This is a genomic window from Cellulosimicrobium sp. NPDC057127 (genome assembly GCF_042670945.1).
Taxonomy (GTDB): domain Bacteria; phylum Actinomycetota; class Actinomycetes; order Actinomycetales; family Cellulomonadaceae; genus Cellulosimicrobium.
In genome coordinates this window covers 39601-64553 of record NZ_JBHUUP010000016.1, presented here as the reverse complement: position 1 = coordinate 64553, position 24953 = coordinate 39601, and the positions used below count along the sequence as shown (strand labels likewise).

Here is a 24953-nt window from a genome sequence, read left to right as displayed (position 1 = left end):
GGGCCGGGGGGGTTCGCCCCCCCCCCCCCCCGGCCCCCCCCCCCCCCCCCCCGGGGGGGGGGGGGGGCCCCCCCCCCCCCCCCCCGACGACCGGCCCACCACCCACCCACACCGACGTGAAGGACTGAACCACCATGGCCGACTACGTCCTCGCCATCGACCAGGGCACGACCAGCTCCCGTGCCATCGTCTTCAACCACTCCGGGGAGATCGTCTCCACCGGCCAGCTCGAGCACGACCAGATCTTCCCGCGGGCAGGCTGGGTCGAGCACAACCCCGAGCAGATCTGGAACAACGTGCGCGAGGTCGTCGGGCTCGCCCTGACGCGGGGGAACCTCACGCACGAGGACATCGCCGCCGTCGGCATCACCAACCAGCGCGAGACGGCCGTCGTGTGGGACCGGACCACCGGCAAGCCCGTCTACAACGCAATCGTCTGGCAGGACACGCGCACCCAGAAGATCGTCGAGGAGCTCGGCGGGTCCGAGGGACCCGAGAAGTACAAGTCGATCGTCGGCCTTCCGCTCGCCACCTACTTCTCCGGCCCGAAGATCAAGTGGATCCTCGACAACGTCGAGGGCGCCCGCGAGAAGGCCGAGAAGGGCGACCTGCTGTTCGGCAACACCGACACCTGGGTGCTGTGGAACATGACCGGCGGCACCGAGGGCGGCGTGCACGTCACCGACGTCACCAACGCGTCGCGCACCATGCTCATGGACCTCGACACGCTGTCGTGGCGCGAGGACATCGCCGCCGACATGGGCATCCCGATGTCGATGCTCCCCGAGATCCGCTCCTCCTCCGAGGTGTACGGCAAGGGGCGCCCGCGCGGCATGGTCCCCGGCGTGCCCATCGCCGGCATCCTCGGGGACCAGCAGGCGGCCACGTTCGGGCAGGCGTGCTTCGAGGTCGGGCAGGCCAAGAACACGTACGGCACCGGCAACTTCCTGCTGCTCAACACCGGCACCGAGAAGGTCATGAGCAAGAACGGCCTGCTCACCACCGTCTGCTACAAGATCGGCGACGCCGCCGCCGTCTACGCGCTCGAGGGCTCCATCGCCGTCACCGGCTCCCTGGTGCAGTGGCTGCGCGACAACCTCGGCATGTTCGAGGACGCCCCCGACGTCGAGTGGCTCGCCCGCAAGGTCGAGGACAACGGCGGCGCCTACTTCGTGCCCGCCTTCTCCGGCCTGTTCGCGCCCTACTGGCGGCCCGACGCCCGCGGCGCGCTCGTCGGCCTGACCCGGTACGTCAACCGCAACCACATCGCGCGCGCCGCGCTCGAGGCCACGGCGTACCAGAGCCGCGAGGTCGTCGACGCCATGAACGCCGACTCCGGCGTCGACCTCACCGAGCTCCGCGTCGACGGCGGCATGGTCGCCAACGAGCTGCTCATGCAGTTCCAGGCCGACCAGCTCGGCGTCGACGTCGTCCGGCCCAAGGTCGCCGAGACCACGGCCCTCGGCGCCGCCTACGCCGCCGGCATCGCCGTCGGGTTCTGGAAGGGCGAGGAGGACGTCGTCGCGAACTGGGCCGAGGACAAGCGGTGGACGCCGTCCGTCGAGCCGGGCGAGCGCGACCGCCTCTACCGCAACTGGAAGAAGGCCGTGACGAAGACGATGGACTGGGTGGACGACGACGTGGAGCAGTAGTCCCCTCGGTCCCGCCCTCTCCCGGAGGTTCTCGCCTTCGCGTCCGGAGGAGGTGGGGTGGTGCCGCCGGTCTTCCCTCCGCGCGCTCGTTCCTCGCGCGCTCCCGCCAGACCCGCCACGACCGGCGACACCACCCCACCTCCTCCTTTTCCTGTCACCCCTGCGGGACCACCTCGACCGGCTCGGAGTCCACCTCGCCGACAGGGGTGAAGGACGACGGTCGGCGGGCGGGGCGGCCCGGACGTGCCTAGCGTCGGGGGTGGTCGCGGAGCGCGGCCGGGAGGACGGGAGGCGTCATGACCGACACGCACGACGAGCAGCCGCACGCCGGGTCCGACGAGGTCGAGAAGGTTCGCGAGCTCGTCAAGGACGAGCGGATCGCCATGCTCACGACCGTCGCCGAGGACGGGAGCCTCGTCAGCCGGCCCATGGGCGTGCAGGCCGTCGACTTCGACGGAGACCTGTGGTTCTTCGCGGCCGAGGACTCGCACAAGGTCGCCGAGATCGCCCATGACTCCGCGGCGAACGCCGCGTTCTCCGGCAAGAGCTCGTGGGTGTCGCTGTCCGGGCGTGCGAGCGTCGTGCGGGACCGCGCCAAGATCCGCGAGCTGTGGAACGCCGTCGCCGACGCGTGGTTCCCCGACGGGCCGGACACGCCCGGCGTCGTGCTGATCCGCCTGCACGCCGACACCGCGGAGTACTGGGACTCCCCCGGCGGCCGCGTCGCGACCCTGTTCCGGCTCGTCACCACCAAGGTCACCGGCAAGCCCTACGAGGGCGGGGAGAACGAGACCGTGCGGCTCTGAGGCGCCGCCTCAGACCACCTGGTCCCGGCGACCGCGCAGGAGCAGGAGCCCGCCGAGCACCAGACCGCCCACGAGCAGCGTGACCGGGTCGATCGCGGCCCGGCTCGGCTCCAGCGGCGCCGGAGCCGCGACGGGCGCGGTGTCGTCGCCCGCGGCGGCGGCAGCGGGTCCCGCCGCACCCCGCACGCGCGCACCACCGCCGGCGGTCGCCGCGGGACCGGCGTCGACCGCCGACGCGTCCGCCGGCGCGCCGGGTGCGGCGAAGGTGTGGGACCACGCGGCGTCGCCCACGAGGACGTAGCCGTCCAGGGCGCGCGCGCTCACCGCCACCATGCCCGTGGCGGCGTGCACGCCCGGACCCGTCACCTCGTCGCCCACGCGGTACTCCACGCCCTCGACGAGCGGCACCGTGACCGTGCCCGCGGCGCCCTGCCCGGGCGTGAACGTGGGCGCGACGGGCTCGACCGCGACGGTGCCGGCGAAGCGCAGCTCCACGAGCCACGGAGCGCCCTCGCCCGGGATCGCCTCGACCGGGACGCCGTCGACCTCGAGCCGGTGGCCCGGCGCGGCCGAGAGGGTCAGGACCACGACCGCCTCGTGGTCGACGTAGCCCGTGACGACGTGCCGGCTGCCCGGCGCGAGCACCGTGCCGGCGTCGTCCGCCACGACCAGGCCCGCCACGTCCGGGACGACGAAGGCGTCGGCCGTCCCGTCGCCGTCGACGACCCGGGGGCGGACCGCCGCGACCGCTCGGCGCAGGTCGAGCACGGCCACCGCGGAGGCGGCCGTGCCGTCCTCCCGCACGAGCCGGTGCCCCGCCTCGGCGACGGCGACGACGACGACGGGCGCACCGGCCGGGCTCGCGTCCAGCCGCCACGCCCCGTCGTCGCGCGTCCCGACGTCGGCCACGGGCCGCGTGTCGACCACCCACCGCACGCCGAGCGTGTCCGGGAGGACGTACGCCGTCGGCGTCCCGTCCGGCGCGCGACGGACCACCACCTCCGGCACGGGCACGTCGACGAGCGCCACGTCACCCGACCAGGACGGTCCCGTCCCGGACGAGGTCGGACCCGGGTCGGCGGAGGGTGGAGGGTCGGCCGTGCCCGAGGTCGCGCGCGGCACGGGGACGAGGGCGAGGATCGCGGCCTGCACGGTGGGCGCCGGGACCGCCGCGCCGGCGGGGGCGGCGGGGACGACGAGCGCGCACACGACGGCGAGGGTCGCGACCAGCGCGCGACGCGCGACAGTTCGGCTCATGGTCGTGCGGGCTCCGCGCCCGCTCCCCTCCCCCCGGCTCGGGTCCGGCCGCCAGCGGCCCCGCCGACCCTATGCGGCGGGTGCGCGGCTCAGTCCGCACGACACGCGGACCACCGGGGCACGTACGCACCTGCCGTCCGTTCCGACCCGCTCGTCCGGGTCCGTCCGGTGCGACGAGGCCCGGCCTATGGCACGCACCGGGCGAAATCCGGCCCTGCCCGCGAACGCGCGCGGCGCCTCGCCTATCGTGAAGGTCGGATCGGCACGGTGCCGCTCCTGAGACACGTCGTCGAGGCCGCCGGCGCCGTCCCTGGGCCGCACCGAGGGAGAGCGAGGAGGCGGGATGCGGGACGCGGAGGCGAGGACGTGCCGGCTGTACGGCGCGCCCCGGGCTCCGCACCTGGAGCTCGTCCGGGAGAGGCTGCTCGACCGGCTCGACGCCGACGCCGCGCTGCGCGTCGTCCACGGCCCGTCGGGGAGCGGGAAGACGTCGCTGCTCGCCGAGTGGGCGCGACGCCGCGGAGCGGCCGGTGTCTGGTTCACCGCCACGCCCGCCACCACCCGGCTCGACCTGTGGCGCGCGGTCGCGCGGCGCGCGTCCCGCAGCGGCCTCGAGGGCTTCGACGCGGCGTTCGGGCCGGGCGAGCTGGAGGCCGACGAGATCCCCGAGCGCCTCGCGGAGGCGTTCCTCGCGGTGCCGGGCGACGTCGTCATCGTGGTCGACGACTACCAGGAGGTGACGGACGACGAGGTCCACGCCGACGTGCTCGCGCTGCTGCGCCTGTGCCCCACCCTGTGCGTCGCGGTCGCGACACGCACGTCGTCGCCGCTGGAGGCCCCCGCGGTCGGGCTCGAGCTCGACCGGACCGTCATCACCGCCGACCAGCTGCCGTTCACGCCGGACGAGACGGCGCGCGTGCTGCGGCACGCCGGAGTCACGCTCGACCCGACGGAGGCGCACGTGCGCACGGGCGGGCAGCCCCTGTACCTGCGCGTGGCGATGCTCGCCGCCGAGATGGCCGGCTCCCACGGCACGCCGGCCCACGTCCAGGTCGCCGACGAGCTGCTGCGCGCCGCGGTCGACAAGCAGCTGCTGGGCCCGCAGCGCTCGCGGCTCGAGACGCTCCTGACGCAGTGCGCCGTCCCGTCGATCCTCACGGCCGACCTCGCCGTCGCACTGAGCCGCGACCCGCGCGCGCCCGACCTGCTCTCCGTGCTCGAGGAACGCGGGCTCGGCGCCTGGGAGCGCCGGCCCGCCGGACGGGTCTTCGTGCTCTTCCCCGTCGTGCGCTCGCTCGTGCTGGAGACCGCCCGGCTCGAGCAGCCCGAGGAGGCGCACCGGCTCGAGCTCGCCACGGCGCGGTGGTACCTCGCGAACGGCTACCCCGTCGAGGCGCTGCGGCACGCCGTCACCGCCGACGACCTCGACCTGGCCTCCGCGGCCGTGTCCCGGTACTGGGCCGAGCTGCTCGAGCCGCACACGCTCGCGCGGCTCGACCACCTGCGCCGCATCCCCGTGCACGAGCTGCGTCGGTACCCCCTGCTCGCCGGCGCGCTCGCGATCCACCACGACAGCGTGCCGGGCCAGCGCGCCGAGGCGATCGAGCTGTACCGGGTCGCGCTCGCCGCGATCAAGCCGCGCGCACGGGCCGCCTCGCCGACCGAGCGCGTGGTCCTCGAGGTGCTCGAGTCGGTCGCGCTGCGCTCCACCGGATCCGCGCAGCGCGCGACCGAGCCCGCGCGCCGGGCGCAGCGGTCGCTCAACGAGCTGCGCCTGGACGAGCGGCGCCAGATGGGCCGCGAGCTGCCCCGCCTGCGCGCCGAGATCGCCATGTCCCTCGCGCGCGGCGGCTCGCCGGCCGAGGCGCTGTCCGTGCTGGACGACCTCGGCGACTCCCCGACGGAGAACCCGCGCACGCTGTACGGACTCTCGCTGCGCGCCCTCGTGCGCGCCATGCGCGGCGACATGCCCGAGGCCGCCCGCGACCTCGAGATCATCGACGCGTCGCCGCACGAGCCCGTGCACGCGGGGCGCGGCGACGACCTCTACCGTCTCGCCCGGGCGCTCGTGCGTCTCGAGCAGTTCGACGCGCGCGGCGCGCAGGACCACCTCGACGTCATGCGCCCGCACCTGGCGACGCTCGAGTCCCGCCCGCTGTTCGCGACCGTCCAGGCGGTCGTCGACCTCACCGCGTTCGAGACGGCGCTCGGCAGCGAGCGCCTGCGGCGTTACGTGGAGTCCGAGCGTGGTGCGCGGCGCATCACCACCCGCAACATCGAGCAGCTGGGCTACGCGAGCGGTCTGCTCAACCTCGCGCGCGGGCGGGTCGGCGCCGTCCACGCCCTGCTCAAGGTCGCGCCGTCCCAGTCGCCGCTCACGCCGCTGCTGCGCGCGCACGTCGCGCTGCTCACGGACGGCTGGCAGACCGCGCGCGACCTGCTCGTGGAGCACACGCCCCCGGCCGACGCGGCGCCACGGCTGCGCGTCGCGCACTGGACGCTGCTCGCAGCGACCCTCACCCGCGCCGAGGACGAGACCGCCGCGTGCGACGCCCTGGGCAAGCTCGCGGCGGTGGCGGAGGACCGCCGGCTGCGCTTCGCGCTGGCCCTGCCCCCGCGCCGCGACCTGCTCGCGCTCGCCGGGCTGGCGACCCGCAGCCGTGACCAGACGGCGCAGCGCGTGCTCGCCGACGTCGAGCACGTCCCGGAGCTGTTCGTGCCGGTCGCCGACCTCCCCCAGCCGCTGACGGACCGCGAGGTCGTCGTGCTCGACGCGCTGATGCGGCACGCGACCGCGGCGGAGATCTCGCGCAGCCTCATGGTCTCGGTGAACACGGTCAAGAGCCAGCTGCGGTCGGTGTACCGCAAGCTGGGGGTGCGCCGCCGGGAGGACGCGCTCGCGAAGGGCATCGACCTCGGCCTCATCGCCGCCGACCACGTGGACCCCGCGACGGCGCTCGGCGACCTGTGAGACGTCTCAGACGAGGTCGTCGACGATCTTCGCGGAGGCGCGCATCTGCTGGCGGGCGGGGTCGTCGTCGATCTCGCGGCCGGCCTCGACGAGCGCGGCACGGCGCAGCCACGAGAACAGGACCAGCACCGGGTAGCTGTCGTCGCCGAGGTACACCCGGCGGCGCCAGGAGGCCCACGCGACGGCGCGCGTCAGCGCGGTGACCGGGTCCTCCTGGGCGCTCGCGGCGTGGGCCGCGTTCTCCCAGCCGTGCTCCGCCTCGCTCATGAGCCGGGCGCCGTCGCGGCCGAGGGGCCTGGCGAGGGCCGCGAGGCCGATGTCCTCGCGGATCTCCGTGGCCTCCGTCGGGACGAGGTCGAGGCCGTCACGGTAGGTGCCGAACGTGGCGGGGTCGACGTGGCGCCACGGGTCGTGCTCGGGCAGCGAGTCGAGCAGGTCCGTCAGCGTCCCGGCGAGCAGCGTGACCGCGCGCAGCCGGTGGCCACGGGCCTGGTCGCGCATCGCCTCGAGGGTCGCGACGCGTTCGTAGGGGTCGACCAGCGGCTCGACGAGGCCGACGGCCCAGGCCGCCCACGTGGTGTCGTCCCACGCGGCGGGCCCGCCCTCGTGCGGGCTCATCGCGACGCCACCGCCCGGTGCCGTCCGGTACCGCTCCCGCGGGCCGGGGGCGGTACGGTCGCGGGTGCGAGGGCGGCCGGGGACGCCGCGCGCGACGGGCGGGACGGCGTGCAGGCCCGTGCGGCCATGCCCCCACCTCCTGCTCTCGTCCCTGAGTCCGCGCCCCCGCCCGGCGAGACGTTCGCCAAGGCGGCAGTGTAGCGACGCGAGGCCCCCTCCACGACGCGACGCGACGGGGACCTCTCCCCTGTCCCGCGGGAGGGACGGACGGGCCGTTCGGGGCGCACGCGCCGAAAGGGATGAAAAAAGGGTGAACCATGGTGTGAAAGAAGCGTGTGGGAGTGCAGGAGGTCCTGCCGCCACCCCATGCTTGAACCGTGAACTACCAGATTGCTCTGAGCACGCATCCCGAGCGGGTGCGCGAGGCGTCGCCGCGCGCCGTCGAAGAGGGTCTGGCGGACGACCTCGCCGCCCCCGACGCCGTGCGCTCCGAGGTCGAGCGCATCGTCTCCCTCGAGGACGACGCCCGCTACCGGGCCGAGGTCTCGGCCTTCATCGCCGAGCACCGCACGCACTGGCGCCGCATGGCCGCGCACCTGTGCCGCGCGAACGCCGTGCCGGCCGCGCGCTACCTGGACGACGTCGACGCGATCGTCACCGAGACGGCGTGGGAGATGCTCGAGCGGTCCCGGCGGGACCCGGGCTACCTGCGCACGATGCGCTCCTTCCTCGCGATCGTCGTCTACACCGCGCGACCGCGGGTCCGCTCCTTCGTCGACCACGCGACCGCGCCGGCGTCGGGCATGGTGGCGGCCCAGCGGCGGCGGCGCGAGCTCGCGCGCACGCGCTCGGAGCTCGCGGCGCTGCGCGGCACCGCACCGACTGTGCAGGAGGCGGTGCAGGCCACGAACGAGCGGCTGGGCGCCCACCGGGCCGACGTCGTGCGGCAGGGCATGGTCGTGACCGAGGCCGACGAGCTCGTCATGCGCGGCGCGCTGCCGTTCGACGACGCGCTCGACGCGGACGCGCACCTCGACGACGACCCGGACTGCGTGCTCCACCCCGTCGAGGTGCCGGCGCTGATGCGGTCCGTCGTGGACGCCGCGCGTGCCGAGCACCCGGCGTGCGGTCGCGTCGCGGCGCTGTGGATGTCGGAGGCGTACGGCGGCGGCGGACCGCTGCCCGGGCAGGACACCGTGGTGTGGATCTCCCGGACGCTCGGGCTGCCGCGCCGCCGGACGATCGCCCACATCGAGCGCGTCCGCGAGCTCGCCGTCGAGCAGCTGCGCACCATGGGGATCGACGTCGGCGCGCTGGAGCACGCGTGAGTACCGGCACCCGGACGTCGCGGACGTCCGACGCAGGACGCGCGACGGGCCACCGGCTCGGCGGTGGGAGAATACGCACCGCGGGATAGAGCGTGCGTCGCAGGGATGCAGGGGGACGCAGGGGTACAGGGGGACGAGGGAATGTCTGACGCAGGGGCGAGGTGGCAGCACGCGGGCGTCCGCGGCGTGCTGGCCGGTGTCGTGCGGATGCCCGTCGCCGCGCGCGAGCACGCTCTCGCCGTCGTCGGCGCGCAGCACTCCGACGAGCTCAGCCGCGACGCCCGCCGCCTGGTGCGCGCGCTCGGGGTCGAGGAGACGGACCGCGGTGCCGCGCTCGAGGTCGTGGGGACCGTCCAGCGCGGCGTGCTGCGCGACGCCGTGTCGGGCCACCGGGTCGTCGACCCCCGCGCGTGGGCACCGACGGTGCGCTTCGAGGCGGTGCGAGCCGTCCGTGACGAGGCTGCGCGAGGCCGTCTCGTCGTGACGCCGTACCACCACCGGCTCGCCGCCGACCGTGCGGCCCTGCTGACGCTGCGCCAGGCCGCGGCCACCACCGACGGCGCGATCACGCGCGCGACGCGGGCCGCCACGCAGGCCCGGCAGACCCCGGTCCGCGCCGTCCGCGACACGGCCGCGGAACCGGTCCGCCGCCCGGTGGCGGGCACCGGTCACCGCGTCGCCCTGCCGGGGATGGTCTTCCCGCCCGTCCCCCAGGCCGCCCCGCGGGTCGTGCCTCCGGCCGACCGCGTGCGCCGCGGGACGCGGCGTGCCGCCCTGCAGGACGTGCAGGGCGTGCAGGGCGTCCGCACCGTGCGCAGCAGCAACGCCACGCGCTCGGTCCGGTTCGGCGCCGCGGCCGCGCTGTCCAGCGTCACGCTCATCTTCGGTGCCGCCATCGCGCCCGCCGACGACAGCGCGCCGGACGGCACGGCGGGAGAGTTCGAGCTCGACCGGCTCCAGCTCCAGCCGTTCGGCTGGAAGCCCTTCGACCTCGACGGCGTGGAGCCGTCGACGGGCTCGCAGGAGCCCGTGGCCGAGGTGCCGCAGGTCGTCCCCGCGCCGGAACCCAGCCCGGAGCCGCCCGTGACCACCCAGCCGGAGCCGGCACCGGCGCCGGCACCCGAGACCGTGGCACCCGCCCCGGCCCCCGAGCCCCCGGCACCCGGCCCGGTCCCGGCCCCGCCGCCCGCCGCGCCGCCCGCCGGCGGCCCCGGTGGCGCGACACCGCCGCCGACGCCCGCCCCGCCGTCCGGCACCCCCGCCGCACCCGGCCGGGGCGCGGACGACCAGCAGGACTGGGACAGGGTCCGCGAGGACTGGGAGCGGGTCCGCGACCGCTGGGAGCGCGCCCGGTCCGACTGGGAGCAGGCGCGCGAGGACTGGCGCCGCACCCGCGACGACTGGTACGGAGGCTGGGGCGGCTTCTGAGCCGTCGTGCTCAGGACGCGCGGCGCAGGCCGAGCAGCGCACGGACGTCCGCGCCGGCGTCCGTCGCGGACGCAGCGCGGTTGTCCTCCGCGACCTGGTCGACGATCTCGGCCCGGTGGATGCGCACGTCCCGGGGGGCCTCGATGCCCACGCGCACGCCGTCCTTGCTCACGGACACGACGGTGACCACGACGTCGTCGCCGATGAGGATCCGCTCGCCCACCTTCCGACCCAGCACCAGCATCGACGTCCTCCTGACGTTCCGTGGTCTTCCTGACCTGTCCTCGTGCACCTATGCAGCCGGGCTCCGCTCAGCGTGCGTCCCAGCCGACCGGCAGCCCGAGCGCCTCCACGGTCTCCGGCGTGAGCGTGAGCTCCTGCCCCACCACGACCATGGCACGCACGTCCGCCAGGCGGCGCACCGCGCCCACCCAGGCCGCGGTGTCGGCGGGCTTGCGCGACGCGTCCACGACGACCCACACCTCCTCGGGCCCGAGCTCGTCGAGGACCGCGCGGGCGTCCGCGGGGTCCACGCCCACGCCGACCGCGACGGCGGTCGCCGTGCCCGCGCGGACCCCGCGGGCACGCGCCTCCGTGGCCCCGCGCCGACCGTCCACGCGCGGTGCGTCGCCGGCGTCGGCGAGACCGGCGCCCGCGACGAGGAGGGCGAGGCTCCCGGCCATGGCACGGGCGACCGGGACGGCGTCGTGGCCCAGCCCGACGAGCGCCACGAGGTCGCCCGGGGCGGTCGAGGGGCCGTCGGCCGTGGCCGGTGCGGGCGGGGCGACCAGGGCGGTCTCCGCGACGAGCTCGTCGAGCAGCGCGGCGAACTCCTCGCCACCGGTCGAGACCTCGAGGTCCTCGGCGCGCGACGGGTGCAGCCGGTCGGCGTCGTCGGCGTCGTCGAGCAGGGCCGCGATGCCGGCCCGGCGCGAGGCCGGGAAGCGCACGGCGGACGCGGTCGCGGGCGCGGACGGGGCGCTCGTCACCTCGACGACGGCCTCGAAGTGCTGGCGGCCGAACAGGCCCTTGATGCCCCCCGTGATGACGCGCTCGGCGGAGACGATCCGGGCCTCGGGGCCGTGGGTGCGTCGCGCCTCGTCGAGGATCGACTGCAGGGACTCACCCTCGAGCCGCAATCGCCTGGGCATCGTTCACCACCCCCACCGTCTCCACGAGGGCGTTGCCCGCGACGACCTCCGTGTACGACAGCACGGGCAGGTCGGGCAGCTGCGTCGCGGTGAGCCGGCGGACGGCGGGCCGCAGGGACGGGGCGCACACGAGGACGACGTCGTCGCCCGACCGGCGCGCCGCCGTCACCCGCTCGGCCACCGACGTGCGGAACGCGTCGAGGCGGGCGGGGTCCACGACGATGGTCGACCCGTTCTCCCCGCCCGGCTGACGCCCCGCGAGCAGCGCCTGCTCGAGCGCCGGCGCGATCGTCACGACGCGGATCGTGCCGCCCACGGTGTGGCCGGCCGGGATCGCGGGTCCGAGCGCGGCCCGGGCGGACTCGACCAGGTGCTCGGGTTCGGTGGACCGCTTCGCGGCGAGCGCGAGCGCCTCGTAGATGCGCGGCAGGTCGTTGACGGCGACCTGCTCCTCCAGCAGGCCCTGCAGCACGCGCTGGATCTCGGCGAGCGACAGCAGCGACGGCGTGAGCTCGTCGACGGCGGAGGGGTTGGTGCGCTTGACCTCGTCCGTGAGCACCCTCACGTCCTCGCGCGAGAGCAGGCGGGCGGCGTTGGCGGTGATGATCGCGGACAGGTGCGTGACGAGCACGGAGACGCGGTCGATCACGGTCGCGCCCGCCATCTCCGCGCTGTGCCGCATCTCGACGGGCACCCACTTGCCCTCCATGCCGAAGACCGGGTCGACCGTGGTCTGCCCGGGCAGGTTCGCCAGGCCGTCGCCCAGGGCGAGCACCTTGCCGGACGGCGCCTGGCCGCGCCCGGCCTCCACGCCGGCGATGCGCACGGCGTAGGTCGAGGCGGGGAGCTCGATCGAGTCGCGCGTCCGCACGGGCGGGACGACGACGCCGAGCTCCATCGCGATCTTGCGGCGCAGCGCGCGCACGCGGCCGAGGAGGTCGTCGTGGGCGCCGGTGACGAGGTCGACGAGGTCGGGGGCGAGGAGGATCTCGAGCGCGTGCACGCGCATCTGCTCGATGAGGTTCTCGTTGCTGTCGGGCGCCTGCGCCTCGTTCCGCTCGAGCTGCTCGGCCGCGGCGCGCGCGAGCTCGCTGCGGCGGTGGCTCGCGCGGATCTGCTGCGCGGCGACGAGCAGACCGACGCCCAGCACGAGGAACGGCAGCCGCGGCATGCCCTCGATGAACGACATGGCGAGCGCCGCGGCGCCGGCGATCGCGACCGCCTGGCTGGACTGCACGAGCTGGCTCGAGGCCTGCGACCCGACGTCGCCCTCGTCGGCGTTCGAGCGCGTCACGATCATGCCCGTGGCGACCGCCATGAGCAGCGCCGGGACCTGCGTGACGAGGCCGTCGCCGATGGTGAGGATCGAGTAGGTGTCGACCGACTCCATGACGGGCAGCCCGTGCATCACGACGCCGATGACGATGCCGCCCACCAGGTTGATGAGGGTGATGACGATGCCCGCGATCGCGTCCCCCTTGACGAACTTCGACGCGCCGTCCATCGCGCCGTAGAAGTCGGCCTCCGCGGAGATCTCCGCGCGCCGCGCCCTGGCGTCCTTCTCGCTGATGAGCCCGGCGTTGAGGTCGGCGTCGATCGCCATCTGCTTGCCGGGCATCGCGTCGAGCGTGAAGCGCGCGCCCACCTCCGCGACGCGCTCGGCACCCTTGGTGATGACGAGGAACTGGATGACGACGAGGATGAGGAACACGACCATGCCGATGACGAAGTTGCCGTCGACGACGATGTGGCCGAACGCGCCGATCACCTCGCCCGCGTAGCCGTCCCCGAGCACGAGGCGCGTCGAGGCGACGTTGAGCCCCAGCCGGAACAGCGTCGCGACGAGGAGCAGCGACGGGAAGACCGAGAAGTCGAGCGGCTTCTTCACGAACATCGACGTCAGCAGGATCACGAGCGACAGCAGGATGTTGACGATGATGAGCACGTCGAGCATCGCGGCCGGGACCGGCACGACGAGCAGCAGCACGATGCCGACGACGCCGAGCGGCACGGCGATCATGGTCAGGGACTTGTTACGCACGCGGGACGCTGGTCCTTCCGGGTCCTGGGCGACGCCGCGGGTGTCGCCGTGACGCCCTATGCGCCACCGTGCTCGGGCAGCAGGCTCCGGCACGGGCTCGGCGTCATGCCGCCTGCGCCTCCTCCGCCGGGGGCCACTCCCCCGGCGCGATCGCAGGCCGTGTCATGCGGTGCGGGACCGACGAGGCCGCCGCACCCCGGCGCGCGAGCGCCATGACGAAGGCGAGGACGCGCGCGACCGCCATGTAGAGCTCGACCGGCACCTCCTGCCCGACGTCGCAGGCCTTGTGCAGCGCGCGCGCCAGGGTGACGTCGCGGACCATCGGTACGCGGCACTCCTCGGCCTTCTCGCGGATGCGCGCGGCGACGTGGTCGGCGCCCTTGGCGACGACGCGCGGGGCCGAGCGCCCGGGCTCGTAGCGCAGCGCGACGGCGACGTGCGTGGGGTTGACCACGACGACGTCGGCGTCCGACACCGAGGCGATCATGCGGTTGCGCGACATGGCCCGGGCCATGGACCGGCGCTGGGACCTCACGAGCGGGTCGCCGTCGCTGTTCTTGTGCTCGTCCTTGAGCTCCTTCTTGGTCATGCGCGTCTTCTTGCGGTTGCGCCGCGCCACGACGAGCACGTCGAGCAGCGCGAGGGCCACGCCCGCGGCGATCGCCCACAGCAGGAGCGCGCGCACGCCCGAGCCGGCGGCCTCGAGCAGCGACGCGACGGGCAGGCCGCCCGCCGAGAGCAGCACCGGCATGAGCGACCGTACGACGACGTACAGCACCACGCCGACGACGGTCGTCTTCAGGAGCGCCTTGGCCCCGTTCCACAGCGCCTGCGGCCCGAACGTCTGCTTGAGCCCGCTGACCGGGTTGAACTGGTTGAACTCGCCGCGCATCTTCTTCAGGTGCAGGCCGCCCTGGGCCACGGAGGCGACGAGCACGGCGAGCGCGGTCGCGGCGAGCAGCGGCGCCGTCGTGCGGACGAGGGAGCCGAGCCCCTCCTGCAGCAGCTGCAGCGCGACGGCCGGCTCGGGGTTCTCGATGACCGAGCGCACGGACAGCACCTGCTCGGTCGCCGCGTCCGAGGCGGTGCCCAGCACGAGCGGGACGACGGCCGCCGCGGCGGCGACGCCGACCCAGGCGGTGAGGTCCTGGGACTTGCTGAGCTGCCCCTTGGAGCGGACCTCCTTCATCCGCTTCTCGGAGGCCTTCTCGGTCCTCTCCTCGGTGGTGTCGGCCATCAGCCCACCCCTGACATCCGTGCGAGCGCGTGCCCGGTGAGCGTCGAGACGACGTGCGGCAGCACGACGAGCACCGTCCCCACGAGCGAGAGCGTGAGGAAGATCTTCAGCGGGAAGCCCATCGCGAAGGCGTTGAGCGCCGGGGCGACGCGGTTGACGAGGCCGAGACCGACGTCGGCGAGGAACAGCACGACGATGATGGGCCCGGCGATCTGCAGGCCGGCGAGGAAGGCCCCGGTGAAGACCTCGATGAACGACTCCGCGGGGATCGCGACGAAGGACCCCACGGGGACGGCGTCGTAGGACCGCGCGAGGCCGAGCACGACGAGCTGGTAGGCGTCCGACGTGAACATGAGCACGACCGTCGCGAGGGCGAAGAGCCGCGTGAACTGCGCGCCGTTGACGTTGGTCTGGGGGTCGAACGCCATCGCGAGGGAGAAGCCGCCGAACAGGTCGAGGTGCGACCCGGCGGCCGTGATCGCGGAGAAGACGATCATGACGAGGGCACCGAGCACCGCGCCCGTGAGCGCCTCCGCGACGAGGTACCCGACGAACCGGCCGGTGCCGACGGGCTCGTAGGCGGGCGAGACCTGCGCGGAGACGGCGAGCCCGAGCGAGACGGCGAGGATCGCGCGCACCTGGCGCGGGACGGCGTTGTGCGAGAACGGCGGCGCCAGGACCATGAAGGCGGCGATGCGCACGCCCGCGAGCATCGTCGCCTCGAGCCACGCCTGGTCGACGGCGAGCTCCACGCCCGTCAGCCGCCGTTCAGCAGCGTCGGGATGAGGTCGAACATGGCGTGCGTGAAGGTCACGAGCTCGCCGATCATCCAGTTGCCGCACAGCAGGAGCGCGACGGCGGCCGCGATCGCCTTGGGCACGAACGACAGGGTGATCTCCTGGATCTGCGTGACCGACTGCACGAGCGAGACGACGAAGCCGACGACGAGCGCGGTCAGGAGCACGGGCGCCGCGAGCTTCGCGGCGAGGACCATCGCCTGCATGGCGATGTCGAGGACGGCGGTGGTGTCCACGGCTCACCCCACCCCGTAGGTGCCGATGAGCGAGGTCGTGATGAGCCCCCAGCCGTCGACGAGGACGAAGAGCAGCAGCTTGAAGGGCAGCGAGATCATGGTGGGCGGCAGCATCATCATGCCCATGCTCATGAGGGCGGCCGAGACCACGAGGTCGATGACGAGGAACGGCACGAAGACGACGAAGCCGATGATGAACGCGGCCCGCAGCTCCGAGATGACGAACGCCGGCACGAGCGTGGTGAACGGCACGTCGGCCGGGGTGGCGGGGTTCTGGAGGTCGGCGGCCCGGGTCATGAGCGCGAGGTCCTCCTCGCGCGTGTGCGCGAGCATGAACTCGCGCAGCGGCGCGCCGCCCGCCTCCAGCGCCTGGCTGAACGTCGTGCTGCCGTCGAGGTAGGGCTGCACCGCGGCGTCGTTGATCTCGCCGACCACGGGCGCCATGACGAACAGCGTGAGGAACAGGGCGAGTCCCGCGAGGACCATGTTCGGCGGCACCGTCGCCGTGCCGAGCGCGTTCCGGGTCAGCGCGAGGACGACGAAGATCTTGGTGAACGCCGTCATCATGAGCAGCAGCGTCGGCGCGAGCGAGAGCAGCGTGATCCCGACGAGCGTGACGAGGGACGACGACGGCTCGCCGTTGGGACCGTTGATCTCGACCGAGATGCTGCTGCCCGCGTCCTGCGGGTCCGTCGGCGCGACCGGCGCCGCGGGGGCGTCCGGGTCGACCGGCGCCGCACCGGCGGCGGGCGCGAGCAGGACCGTCGCGACGGCGACGAGCAGCACCAGCAGCACGAGCACCACGGCGCGCGGCGCGACGCCGGAGCGGCCGGGCGGGCACCGGTCCCGGCAGGTGGTCGCGGTCATCGCCGGGCGCCCAGCACGGCCTGCGCCGCCCTGCGCCAGGTGTCGCGCGCGAGGAACGTCTCGAGCGGGGTCGGTGCGGTCACGGCCGCGGCGGCCGTGCGCGCGGCGGCGCGGGTCGGCGCCTCGTGCCGGGGCGGCAGCTCCGGCCACGGGTTGGGCCGGTCCGTCTCCTCGGCGAGCCACCGCTCCGCCGCCGTGACGATGTCGTCGAAGCTGTCCGCCGAGCCCGGCCCCGTGCTCGTCCCCGGCTCCGCACCCGCGGACGGGACGCGGGGCGCGTCCGCGGACGTCGCCGTCGCCGGGAGCGACGGCGACGCGCCCGGGGTCGGCGACGTCGGGCCGTCGATCACCGTCACGGACGCCTCGGTGACGCCCAGCAGGTACCGCTTGCCGCCCGCCTCGAGCAGGACGGCGGCGCTCTTCTGCGTGAGCCCCTGGCGGGCGACGACCGTGAGCTGCTCCCCGCGGCCCGCGGACGCGGAGCGCGAGCCCCGGCCGGCGACCCGGTACGACACCCACAGCAGGCCGAAGACGACGGCCAGCGAGAAGACGACCCGCACGACGGTGGTGACGTCCACGCCGATCAGTCGTCCGCGTCGAGGATCTTGGTGATGCGCACCCCGTAGTCGCCGCCGTCGACGACGACCACCTCGCCCTTGGCGATCGTGCGCCCGTTGAGCTGCACGTCGGCGGGCGCGCCGGCCGAGCGGTCGAGCTCGACGACCGCGCCCGGCTCGAGGTTGAGCACGTCGCGCACCGGCATGCGGGTGTGGCCGACGATGACCGCGACGTTCATCTCGACGCCGGAGATGCGCGCGAGCCGGTCGCCGGTCATCGCCTCGTCGGGGAGGCCGCGCATCGGCGTCCGGGTGCGGACGACGAACCACCCCGCCGTCGCACCCCCGCTCGTGGAGAGCTCGAAGACCACGGACTGCTCGTCCTCGAAGAGGTCGGTCGCGTCACCGACGTGCAGCTCGCCGAGGACGCCGACGCCCGTCGTCGCGCCGGCGGCCTCGAGGGCCGGGCGGAGCACGTCGGTCACGTCGAGCGTGGCCGCCTCCGACGCGCCGGCGAGCGAGTCCTGGTCGATGAGGGCGAGAGCCATGTCCGTGCTCGACGCGCCCACGTACGAGGCGACGACCGCCTGGGCGGCCTGCGGCCCCACCGGAGCACCCCCGGAGAGGGCGGCCGTGAGCGGCGTGCTCGTCGGGACCAGCCCGACGAGCGCGCGGGCGGCCTCCGTGGCGACCTGGGCGGCGGTGCTGTCGACCGTGCTGGCGGTGGTCATGGTCAGTTCTCCTCGGTGGTGACGATGCGGCAGGCGAGTCGGGACCCCGACGAGCCCACGGCGCCGCGGGCCAGGACGTGGCCGTCGACGACGACGTCGAGCGGGCGGTTGCGGGGGTGCGGCAGGCGGATCACGTCGCCCACGGCGAGGTCGATCACCTCGCTCGCGGTCATCGAGGCGGCGGACAGCTCGACGCTGACGTCGACGAGCGAGCGCGCGAGGTGCTGTCGGGTGCGCGTGCTGGCGTCGGACGGGTCGTCGGCGGGGTTCGCCTCGCCCATGTTGGGCAGCAGGGCGACGGACGGCAGCGCGAGCGTGGCACGGCACGACCGCTCCCCCACGCGCAGGCCGAACTCCGCGACGATCATGAGCTCCGCGGTGGGGGCGGCCTGCGCGAACTGGGAGTTGTGCTGGATCGAGGCGATCTTCAGCGGGTTCTCGAGCAGCCGCCCGAGCGAGTGGCGCAGGTCGCGCAGCGTCTCGGTGACCAGCGACGTCATGAGCGTCCGCTCGACGTCCGTGAACTTCCGGTCGATCTCCGGGATGTAGGAGCCCGCGCCGAGCATGTGGGCGATCCACGTGAGCGCGTCGGTGTGCGGGAACTCGAGCACGGCGCGCGGGGCGACGCCGTCGATCTCGCACACGACGACGGTCGTGGTCATCGGCAGGTCGGCGACGTAGTCGTCGTAGGTCCGCATCGTCACGGACGTGAGCCCGACCTGGGAGACGACGCGGATCCGTGCCGTGAGCTGGGTGCCCCACTGGCGCGCGAAGCTCTCGAACGCCATCTCGAGGATGCGGTAGTGCTCGCGCACGAGCGTCGTCGGCCGCCGGAAGTCGTAGACCTCGACCTTGCGCCGGGAGCCGGGTCTACGGACGCGGACGGGTGTCGTCGTGCTCACGTCGCGTCCTATGCGCCGGGGCGCGGCGGAGCCTGCGCGTCGCCGCCCGGCGGCGGGGACGCGTGCGGGCGTGGGGTCGGCGCGCGCCGGGTGCCGTACCGCCTCAGTCCTCCGCGGGTGCCGGACCGCCTCGTGCCGCGGCCGCCTCGGCGCCGTCGCCGGCCTCCGTGCCCGCCGTACCCGCTGCACCCGCCGTGCCTGCTGCGCCCGCCACGCCCTGCGCCGCGTCGGCGGCGCTCAGCGCGCCGCTGAGGACGCCGGGAATGAGGGCGCGCACGGCCTCGGGCTGCGCCGAGAGCACCATGATGTCGACGCGACGGTTCATCGCGAGCGCCTCGGGGCTGGTGCCCTCGGCGATCGGCCGTGCGGAGCCGAACCCGACGGCCGCGATGCGCTGCGCCGCGATGCCGTCCTGCTCGACGAGGTGCCGCAGCACGGCCGTGGCGCGACCCGTCGACAGCTCCCAGTTGGTCGCGTAGCGCGTCCCGACGTGCGCGCGCTGGTCCGCGTTCCCCTCGACCTGGATCTGGTGGGACGTGGGAGCCAGGACGGGCCCGACCACGTCGAGCACCGTCCGGGCCTCGGCGGTGAGGTCCGCGCGGCCCGTGGAGAAGAAGGTGTCGGCGGAGACGAGGCGCACCGTGAGCCCGCGCTCGTCGATCTCGAACCGCACCGAGTCCGACTCGCCGTGGGCGGCGAGGTCGCGCGCCATCGCGTCGCGCAGGGCGGTGAGGTCGGCGACCTCGGCGATCGCGCGCTCCAGGTCGGTCTCGAGCTCGGACTCGACACCCTCCTCGACGGGCTCGTCGGCCGGGTTCTCGATGACCTGCTCGACCACGACGCCGTCCTCGACCGTGCCGAAGCCGGCCGCGAGGGACGACTTGAGCTCCTGGTACTTGGCCTGGTCGACGGAGCTGATGGCGAACAGGACGATGAACAGGCACATGAGGACGGTGACCATGTCCATGTACGAGACCATCCAGCGGCCGCTGCCGCCGGTGTCGTGGCCGCCGCCACCGCCGCCGCCCCCGCCGTGGCCCTTCGCACCGCGCCGGGCCATCAGGCCGCCTTGTCCGCGGGCAGCGACCAGCGGGGCACCATCGTCCGCAGGCGCTCGTCGATGACGCGCGGCCGGGAACCTGCCTGGATCGACATGTAGCCCTCGAGCAGGACGTTGAGCCGCTCGACCTCCAGGTCGGACAGCCGCTTGAGCTTCGCGCCGATGGGCAGCCAGATGAAGTTGGCCGAGAGGATGCCCCAGAGGGTCGCGATGAACGCCGCGGCGATCATGTGGCCGAGCTCCGACGGCTCGGACAGGTTCTCGAGCACGTGGGTGAGGGACACGACGGTGCCGACGATGCCGATCGTCGGCGCGTACCCGCCGATCGCGTTGTAGAAGTCGTACGCGACGGCGTCCTCGCGCGCCTTGGTGTCGATGCGCTCCTCGAGCAGCGTGCGCAGCTGGTCCGCGTCCGCGCCGTCGGCCAGCGACTGCAGGGCGCTGCGCTGGAACGGGTCGTCCGTCTTCTGCGACTCCGCCTCGAGGGCGAGGAGCCCTCCGTCGTTCTGCACCGTCTCGGCGGCGCGCACGACCTCCTCGATCGCGTCGGCGGGCTTCGCGACCTTGCCCGTGAACGCGCGCGGCAGCGCCTTGAGCGCCACGAGCGAGTCCTTGAGGGTGCCGGACGCGATTGCGACGAAGATGCTCGCGCCGAACACGAGGATGATCGGGGCGGGCAGCAGGATCGACGTGATGTGGGCGCCCTCGAGGTACACCATCGCGACGAGCGAGGCGAACGCGACGAGGATGCCGATGAGGGTTGCGGGGTCCATGGGTGCCTACTTCGTCCGCGGGGCGGGGAGCGGGGTCACGTCGACCGGGCGGCCGTCGTCGGGGTCGGTGGAGTCTCGGGGTGCTCTGCGCACGAGCTCGAGCGGCGCCCGGTCCGCGAGGTCGGGGACGGAGCGCGCGAGGGCGAGCACGCGTGCCTTGTACTCCTCGATCAGCCGGATCACGTCCGCCATCGACTCGGTCACGATGTACCGCGAGCCGTCGATCATCGTCACCCGGGTGTCCGGGCTGGTGTCGACACGGGCCACGAGGTCCGCGTTGACCGCGATGCGCTCGGAGTTGAAGCGCGTGAGGACGATCACGGTTCCACCTTCGGGTCGGGAGGTCGGGTTCGGAGGTCGGTCGGGCGAGGAGCAGCGCTCCCCGACGTGCACTCTCGGCACGCCACCCGCTCTGGTGGGGGTGAGACGGTCCCGGGACGGGACCGGCCGCCGGCGCCTCGTGCGGCGAGGCGTCGGCGGCCGGTGCGCGGGCCCCGCGGGACGGGGTCAGCGCTTGAGGTTCACCAGCTCCTGGAGCACCTCGTCCGAGGTGGTGATGACGCGCGAGTTCGCCTGGAAGCCGCGCTGCGAGACGATGAGGTTCGTGAACTCCTGCGACAGGTCCACGTTCGACATCTCGAGCGCGCCCGCGGTGAGCGAGCCGATCCCCTGGTCGCCCGCGGCACCGACGACGACGTCGCCCGAGTACTGCGTCGCGGCGTAGAGCGAGTCGCCCGCCTTCTCCAGGCCCGGGGCGTTCGTGAACGTCGCGAGAGCGACCTGGCCGAGCACCTCGGTGCGGCCGTTGGAGTAGCGCCCCACGATCGAGCCGTCGCCCGAGACCGAGTAGGACGTCAGCGAACCGGCCGCCCCGCCGTCCTTGCTCGCGACCGCGACGTTCGACAGCTTCGCGTACGACGTGACCGCGGCGAGGTCCACGGTCACGCCGCCGGGCAGCGCGAACGTGCCGCCGCCCGTCAGCGCGCCGTCGGTGAACGTCAGGGCCTGCGGGCCGGCGAGGGCCGCGCCGGTCGCCGTGTCCTCCGCGCTCACCGACCAGGCGCCGCCGCCCGTGGTGGTGAACCGGAGCGAGACCATCGTGGAGGCCCCGAGCGCGTCGAACACCTCGACGTCGCGCACGAGCTCCGTGCCGGCGGCGGCGTCCGTCGGCAGGTTGCCGCCGAACGAGACCGACGTGGTGGGCTCGGCGGGGATGACGTCCCCGACCGGGATCGTGAGGTTGCCGAGCGGGCTGTCGGTGTCGACGACGCCGTCCTGCGCGGTCCACCCCTGGACGAAGTCGCCGTTCGCGTTGACGAGGCGCCCCATCGGGTCGAAGTTGAACGCACCGTTGCGCGTGTAGAACGGCTGGCCGCCGCGCTCGACCACGAAGAACCCGTCGCCGTTGATCATGAGGTCCGTCGGCACGCCCGTCGTCTGCGCCGCGCCCTGCGTGAACTGGGTGGTGATGGCCGCCGTCGTGACGCCGAGGCCGATCTGCGCCGGGTTGGCCCCGCCGACCTCCTGGTCGGGGGCGACACCCGCGGCGACGAGCTGCGACAGCGTGTCCTGGAACTGGGTGCGCGAGGACTTGAAGCCCGTCGTGTTGACGTTCGCGATGTTGTTGCCCGTGACGTCCAGCATGTTCTGGTGGGCGCGCAGGCCGGAGATTCCGGTGTTGAGGGAGCGGAGCACGAGGGGTCCTTTCGGTCAGGCGGCGTCGCCGCGGCCAGGGGTCGAGGTGGCGCCGTCCGTCGGTGCCGGGGTGCCGGAGGGGTCGGTCGCCGTGCGGGTGACGGCGGAGACCTGGTCGAGGTCGACCGTCACCCCGCCGATCGTCACGGTCGGGACGGAGTCGTGGAACGACACCGCGGTGGCGGTCCCGGTGTGCTCGACGCCCTTGTCGTCGAGGTAGGAGACCTGGTTGCCGAGGAGGTCGGCGGCGGTGGAGCGCATCTGCAGCGCGAACGCCTCCTGCTGGCGGAGGTCGACCTGCTTCACGAGGTCGCTCATCGTGTTGAGCGCCTCCATCATGGCGAGCGACGTCGTCTGGCTGACGATCTCGCTCGTGTCCATCGAGGCGGACGGGTCCTGGTTGCGCAGCTGGGTGACGAGCAGCTCCATGAAGAGCTCGCCGTCGTAGTCCTGCTTGGGCGCGCGGACGGGCGGGGTGGCGTACATCGCGCTGGATGTCGCCGTGGGCACGGGGTCGACGGGCACGTCGCTCCTTCCTCAGACGAGGACGTCGAGGCGCACGGTGGCGCCCGACGTGCCGTCGCCGGCTGTCGGTTCGGTGGGGGTGACGGCGGACGACCACGCGGACCGGTGCCCGGTGCCGGGGGTCGACGCCCGTGCGTCGCGCCCGTCACCGCTGCCGTCGTCGCGCCCGTCGCCGAGCGCGGCACCGCGGCCGTCCGACGAGCCGGCGTCGCCGTCGCCCGCGGCGGGCGGCGCGTCCGAGGTCGAGACCGAGAGGCTCGCGGACGGGGCGAGGCCGGCCAGGTCGCGACGCAGGTCGGCCACGAGCGCGCGCAGCGCCTCGCGACCGGTGTCGTGGGGTGCGAAGAGCTCGATCCGCAGCTCGCCGCCGGTGATGTGCGCCCGCACGGTGACGGGCCCGAGGTTCTCGGGCGTCACCGACAGCGTCAGCACGTGGTCGCCGTCGCCCGCGTCCACCAGCTGGAAGACCGGCCCGGACACCTGGGCGTGCAGCGACGGCGCCGCCGGAGGTGAGGCCGGGGCCGTCGCAGCCCCCTGCGCTGCGACGGCCACCGGCGTCGTCGGGACCGCGGGGACGGTCACGACGGGCAGGTCGGGCGCGCCCTCGGCGGGCGGCGCGACCAGGATCTCGGCCGGCGCGGACGCCGGCACCGGTGCGGACGAGGACGCCGGCGCCTCGGCGGGCGGCGCGGCCTGCGGCGCGACGGGCACCGCAGCCGCCGCCGGAGCCGCGCCGGTCGCCGCCGCGCCGGAGGCGGTCGTGCCGGCACCTGCGGCACCCGTCGACGCCGGACCCGCAGCCGCCGTGCCGGGCCCCGTGGCGGTGACGGCGGCCGACCCGGACGCACCCGTGCCGGGCGCTGCGGCGCCCGCCGCGGCGCCGGTCCCCGCGGTGGCGCCGGTCGCCGCACGGGTCGGGGAAGCGCCGGTGGTCGCGGCGGCCGACGTCGTACCGGCCCCCGGGCCGCCCTGCGTCGCGGCCGCGGCGACCGCGACGGTCGCCGGGGCGCCGGGCGCAGGTGCTCCCGCGGTGGTCCCGGTCGCCGCCGGGGGCGTCGCCGCTCCGGCCCTGCCGGGCGTGCCCGCGGTGTCGGCGGCGTCGTCGGCAGGCGCCACCGCGGCGTCGGCGGCGTCCGCGGCCTCGACAGCGGTCGCAGGCACGCCGGCGGCCTCGGCGGTCGGGCCGTCGACGACGGTGCCCACGACACCGTCCGGGAGCGCTGCGGGTGCACCACCCGCCGGGACGACGGTCTCCCCCGCGGTCACGAGCGCCGCGTCGGCGGCGGCCCGCGCGGCGGCGTCGTCCGCGCCGCCGGGCGTGCCGTCGGTGGTGCCGTGAGTCCCGTGAGTCCCCTCGGTGCCGACGCTGCCGTCGGTGCCGACGCTGCCCGTGCCGGTGCCGTCCTCGACGGCCGCGGGGCCGGCGTCGCCCGCGGGGCGCGCGGACCCGTCGCCGGCGCCCGGCGCCCGGGAGGCGTCCCGTGACGGCCCCGACGGCCCCGGGCGCGAGCCCTCGCCGGCGACCGCCGCGAGCGTGCGGCCGAAGTCGTCGGCGCCGCCCGTCCGGGTGGTGCCCGGGCCGGGAGCCGGCCGGGACGCCACGGGCAGCGGCAGGGTGCTGATGGTCATCGCTGTGCTCCTCAGCCGACGACGCGGCGGATGGTCGTGACGGAGGCGTCGGTCACGGGCGTGATCTCGACGGTCTCCCCGGGTCGCGGGGCGTGGATCATCCGGCCGTCGCCGACGTAGATGCCGATGTGCTTGCCACCGCGCTGCACGACGAGGTCGCCGGCCCGTGCCTCGGCGAGCGACGCCACCTCCGTGCCCACGCGCATCTGGTCGGCCGCGACGCGCGGCACGTCGACACCGTGCCGGCCCAGCACGAGCTGGACCAGGCCGGAGCAGTCGAGCCCGCCCTCGGCGAGGCTCTCCCCGCCCCACACGTACGGCACCCCGAGGTACTCGCGCGCCGTCTCGACGACGGCCGCCCCGACGGTGCCGCCCCCGGTGGTGGCGGGCGCGGTCGCCGTGGCAGGGGCGGCCCCGGAGCCCGGCGCGAGCGCGGACCACAGCCGACTCGCGAGGTCGTCGGTGCCGGCCTGCGCGCCGGGGAGCGCCGACAGCAGACCGGTGGTCAGGTCGGCGGACCCGGCACCCGTCGTGCCCGTGACGGACGCCAGGACGGAGGCGAAGTCGGCGGCGCCGGTCGCCGCCCCCGCGGCGGTCGCGCCCGCGGACGCGGTGGACCGCGCGACGGCGGGCTCCTGGAGCGAGGCGAAGCCCGAGCGGATCTCGTCGACGCGGGCGAGGGCCTGGATCAT

24 protein-coding genes are annotated in these 24953 nt (G+C 74.7%); 5 read left to right on the top strand and 19 right to left on the bottom strand.

Translation table 11 applies throughout. From position 1 onward, the window contains the following. The first annotated feature begins 134 nt into the window (after window positions 1–134). Together glpK and ACFTZA_RS14920 are read left to right on the top strand one after the other, a co-directional pair. Complete coding sequence (glpK, locus tag ACFTZA_RS14925; protein WP_378196446.1) at window positions 135–1652, top strand: glycerol kinase GlpK; 1518 nt, start codon at window positions 135–137, stop codon at window positions 1650–1652. 296 nt (window positions 1653–1948) lie between these two features. Beyond that, the gene (locus ACFTZA_RS14920) at window positions 1949–2458 is read left to right on the top strand and encodes a pyridoxamine 5'-phosphate oxidase family protein (protein ID WP_378196443.1); all 510 of its coding nucleotides are present in this window, start codon (window positions 1949–1951) and stop codon (window positions 2456–2458) included. Window positions 2459–2467: 9 nt separating this feature from the next. Here the strand turns inward: ACFTZA_RS14920 and ACFTZA_RS14915 are convergent, their stop codons facing one another. Next, the gene (locus ACFTZA_RS14915; protein WP_378196440.1) at window positions 2468–3715 is read right to left on the bottom strand and encodes a hypothetical protein; all 1248 of its coding nucleotides are present in this window, start codon (window positions 3713–3715) and stop codon (window positions 2468–2470) included. 343 nt (window positions 3716–4058) lie between these two features. Between ACFTZA_RS14915 and ACFTZA_RS14910 the strand changes: the two genes are divergently transcribed. Continuing rightward, window positions 4059–6686: a LuxR C-terminal-related transcriptional regulator gene (locus tag ACFTZA_RS14910; RefSeq protein ID WP_378196437.1), complete on the top strand. Its 2628-nt coding sequence runs from the start codon at window positions 4059–4061 to the stop codon at window positions 6684–6686. A gap of 6 nt (window positions 6687–6692) precedes the next feature. Here the strand turns inward: ACFTZA_RS14910 and ACFTZA_RS14905 are convergent, their stop codons facing one another. Further along, a complete protein-coding gene (locus tag ACFTZA_RS14905; protein ID WP_378196434.1) occupies window positions 6693–7304 on the bottom strand; it encodes a hypothetical protein in 612 nt (203 codons plus the stop codon). 377 nt (window positions 7305–7681) lie between these two features. Between ACFTZA_RS14905 and ACFTZA_RS14900 the strand changes: the two genes are divergently transcribed. Both ACFTZA_RS14900 and ACFTZA_RS14895 read left to right on the top strand, forming a co-directional pair. Then, a complete protein-coding gene (locus tag ACFTZA_RS14900; protein ID WP_378196431.1) occupies window positions 7682–8632 on the top strand; it encodes a hypothetical protein in 951 nt (316 codons plus the stop codon). 141 nt (window positions 8633–8773) lie between these two features. Continuing rightward, window positions 8774–10060: a hypothetical protein gene (locus ACFTZA_RS14895; RefSeq protein WP_378196428.1), complete on the top strand. Its 1287-nt coding sequence runs from the start codon at window positions 8774–8776 to the stop codon at window positions 10058–10060. A gap of 10 nt (window positions 10061–10070) precedes the next feature. Here ACFTZA_RS14895 and csrA read toward each other — a convergent pair whose 3' ends face one another. From csrA to ACFTZA_RS14810, 17 genes are all read right to left on the bottom strand, one after another. After that, complete coding sequence (csrA, locus tag ACFTZA_RS14890; RefSeq protein ID WP_378196425.1) at window positions 10071–10304, bottom strand: carbon storage regulator CsrA; 234 nt, start codon at window positions 10302–10304, stop codon at window positions 10071–10073. Between the two features lie 67 nt (window positions 10305–10371). Next, the gene (locus ACFTZA_RS14885) at window positions 10372–11211 is read right to left on the bottom strand and encodes a hypothetical protein (protein WP_378196422.1); all 840 of its coding nucleotides are present in this window, start codon (window positions 11209–11211) and stop codon (window positions 10372–10374) included. Beyond that, on the bottom strand, window positions 11183–13231 hold the full coding sequence (locus ACFTZA_RS14880) for a flagellar biosynthesis protein FlhA (protein WP_378196539.1): 2049 nt from the start codon (window positions 13229–13231) through the stop codon (window positions 11183–11185). Before ACFTZA_RS14880 ends, ACFTZA_RS14885 begins: the two co-directional genes overlap by 29 nt. A gap of 124 nt (window positions 13232–13355) precedes the next feature. Next, window positions 13356–14489, bottom strand: a complete 1134-nt coding sequence (locus ACFTZA_RS14875) for a flagellar biosynthesis protein FlhB (protein WP_378196419.1) — start codon at window positions 14487–14489, stop codon at window positions 13356–13358. After that, window positions 14489–15241, bottom strand: a complete 753-nt coding sequence (locus tag ACFTZA_RS14870; protein WP_378196416.1) for a flagellar biosynthetic protein FliR — start codon at window positions 15239–15241, stop codon at window positions 14489–14491. Before ACFTZA_RS14870 ends, ACFTZA_RS14875 begins: the two co-directional genes overlap by 1 nt. Window positions 15242–15246: 5 nt before the next feature. Next, a complete protein-coding gene (fliQ, locus tag ACFTZA_RS14865) occupies window positions 15247–15522 on the bottom strand; it encodes a flagellar biosynthesis protein FliQ (protein WP_378196413.1) in 276 nt (91 codons plus the stop codon). 3 nt (window positions 15523–15525) lie between these two features. Next, window positions 15526–16389 carry a flagellar type III secretion system pore protein FliP gene (fliP, locus tag ACFTZA_RS14860; protein ID WP_378196410.1) on the bottom strand — a complete coding sequence of 288 codons (864 nt, stop codon included), beginning with the start codon at window positions 16387–16389 and terminating at the stop codon, window positions 15526–15528. Further along, window positions 16386–16967 carry a FliO/MopB family protein gene (locus ACFTZA_RS14855; protein ID WP_378196407.1) on the bottom strand — a complete coding sequence of 194 codons (582 nt, stop codon included), beginning with the start codon at window positions 16965–16967 and terminating at the stop codon, window positions 16386–16388. The genes fliP and ACFTZA_RS14855 overlap by 4 nt, the downstream gene beginning before the upstream one ends. Window positions 16968–16972: 5 nt before the next feature. Further along, the gene (locus ACFTZA_RS14850) at window positions 16973–17677 is read right to left on the bottom strand and encodes a FliM/FliN family flagellar motor switch protein (protein WP_378196403.1); all 705 of its coding nucleotides are present in this window, start codon (window positions 17675–17677) and stop codon (window positions 16973–16975) included. A 2-nt stretch (window positions 17678–17679) separates the two neighbouring features. Next, complete coding sequence (locus ACFTZA_RS14845; RefSeq protein ID WP_378196400.1) at window positions 17680–18579, bottom strand: flagellar motor switch protein FliM; 900 nt, start codon at window positions 18577–18579, stop codon at window positions 17680–17682. Window positions 18580–18682: 103 nt separating this feature from the next. Continuing rightward, on the bottom strand, window positions 18683–19639 hold the full coding sequence (locus ACFTZA_RS14840) for a flagellar motor protein MotB (RefSeq protein WP_378196397.1): 957 nt from the start codon (window positions 19637–19639) through the stop codon (window positions 18683–18685). Then, the gene (locus tag ACFTZA_RS14835; protein ID WP_378196394.1) at window positions 19639–20412 is read right to left on the bottom strand and encodes a motility protein A; all 774 of its coding nucleotides are present in this window, start codon (window positions 20410–20412) and stop codon (window positions 19639–19641) included. The genes ACFTZA_RS14840 and ACFTZA_RS14835 overlap by 1 nt, the downstream gene beginning before the upstream one ends. Before the next feature lie 6 nt (window positions 20413–20418). Further along, a complete protein-coding gene (locus ACFTZA_RS14830; protein WP_378196391.1) occupies window positions 20419–20733 on the bottom strand; it encodes a flagellar FlbD family protein in 315 nt (104 codons plus the stop codon). 186 nt (window positions 20734–20919) lie between these two features. Then, the gene (locus tag ACFTZA_RS14825; RefSeq protein WP_378196388.1) at window positions 20920–22107 is read right to left on the bottom strand and encodes a flagellar hook protein FlgE; all 1188 of its coding nucleotides are present in this window, start codon (window positions 22105–22107) and stop codon (window positions 20920–20922) included. A 15-nt stretch (window positions 22108–22122) separates the two neighbouring features. After that, window positions 22123–22632, bottom strand: coding sequence for a flagellar hook assembly protein FlgD (locus tag ACFTZA_RS14820; protein ID WP_378196385.1), 510 nt, complete (start codon window positions 22630–22632; stop codon window positions 22123–22125). 12 nt (window positions 22633–22644) lie between these two features. Next, the gene (locus ACFTZA_RS14815) at window positions 22645–24261 is read right to left on the bottom strand and encodes a flagellar hook-length control protein FliK (protein ID WP_378196382.1); all 1617 of its coding nucleotides are present in this window, start codon (window positions 24259–24261) and stop codon (window positions 22645–22647) included. Between the two features lie 11 nt (window positions 24262–24272). Then, window positions 24273–24953 (bottom strand): C40 family peptidase, encoded by a 681-nt coding sequence (locus ACFTZA_RS14810; protein WP_378196536.1) that lies wholly within the window; start codon window positions 24951–24953, stop codon window positions 24273–24275.

Bases quoted from the DNA above. Each gene is read 5' to 3' on its own strand.
- csrA (WP_378196425.1), bottom strand. From the start codon at position 10,304: ATGCTGGTGCTGGGTCGGAAGGTGGGCGAGCGGATCCTCATCGGCGAC.
- ACFTZA_RS14895 (WP_378196428.1), top strand. From the start codon at position 8,774: ATGTCTGACGCAGGGGCGAGGTGGCAGCACGCGGGCGTCCGCGGCGTG.
- ACFTZA_RS14835 (WP_378196394.1), bottom strand. From the start codon at position 20,412: ATGGACCCCGCAACCCTCATCGGCATCCTCGTCGCGTTCGCCTCGCTC.
- ACFTZA_RS14885 (WP_378196422.1), bottom strand. From the start codon at position 11,211: ATGCCCAGGCGATTGCGGCTCGAGGGTGAGTCCCTGCAGTCGATCCTC.
- ACFTZA_RS14810 (WP_378196536.1), bottom strand. From the start codon at position 24,953: ATGATCCAGGCCCTCGCCCGCGTCGACGAGATCCGCTCGGGCTTCGCC.
- fliP (WP_378196410.1), bottom strand. From the start codon at position 16,389: ATGACCGCGACCACCTGCCGGGACCGGTGCCCGCCCGGCCGCTCCGGC.
- ACFTZA_RS14910 (WP_378196437.1), top strand. From the start codon at position 4,059: ATGCGGGACGCGGAGGCGAGGACGTGCCGGCTGTACGGCGCGCCCCGG.
- ACFTZA_RS14920 (WP_378196443.1), top strand. From the start codon at position 1,949: ATGACCGACACGCACGACGAGCAGCCGCACGCCGGGTCCGACGAGGTC.
- ACFTZA_RS14905 (WP_378196434.1), bottom strand. From the start codon at position 7,304: ATGAGCCCGCACGAGGGCGGGCCCGCCGCGTGGGACGACACCACGTGG.
- ACFTZA_RS14840 (WP_378196397.1), bottom strand. From the start codon at position 19,639: ATGGCCCGGCGCGGTGCGAAGGGCCACGGCGGGGGCGGCGGCGGTGGC.
- glpK (WP_378196446.1), top strand. From the start codon at position 135: ATGGCCGACTACGTCCTCGCCATCGACCAGGGCACGACCAGCTCCCGT.
- ACFTZA_RS14850 (WP_378196403.1), bottom strand. From the start codon at position 17,677: ATGACCACCGCCAGCACGGTCGACAGCACCGCCGCCCAGGTCGCCACG.
- ACFTZA_RS14815 (WP_378196382.1), bottom strand. From the start codon at position 24,261: ATGACCATCAGCACCCTGCCGCTGCCCGTGGCGTCCCGGCCGGCTCCC.
- ACFTZA_RS14880 (WP_378196539.1), bottom strand. From the start codon at position 13,231: ATGATCGCCGTGCCGCTCGGCGTCGTCGGCATCGTGCTGCTGCTCGTC.
- ACFTZA_RS14875 (WP_378196419.1), bottom strand. From the start codon at position 14,489: ATGGCCGACACCACCGAGGAGAGGACCGAGAAGGCCTCCGAGAAGCGG.
- ACFTZA_RS14915 (WP_378196440.1), bottom strand. From the start codon at position 3,715: ATGAGCCGAACTGTCGCGCGTCGCGCGCTGGTCGCGACCCTCGCCGTC.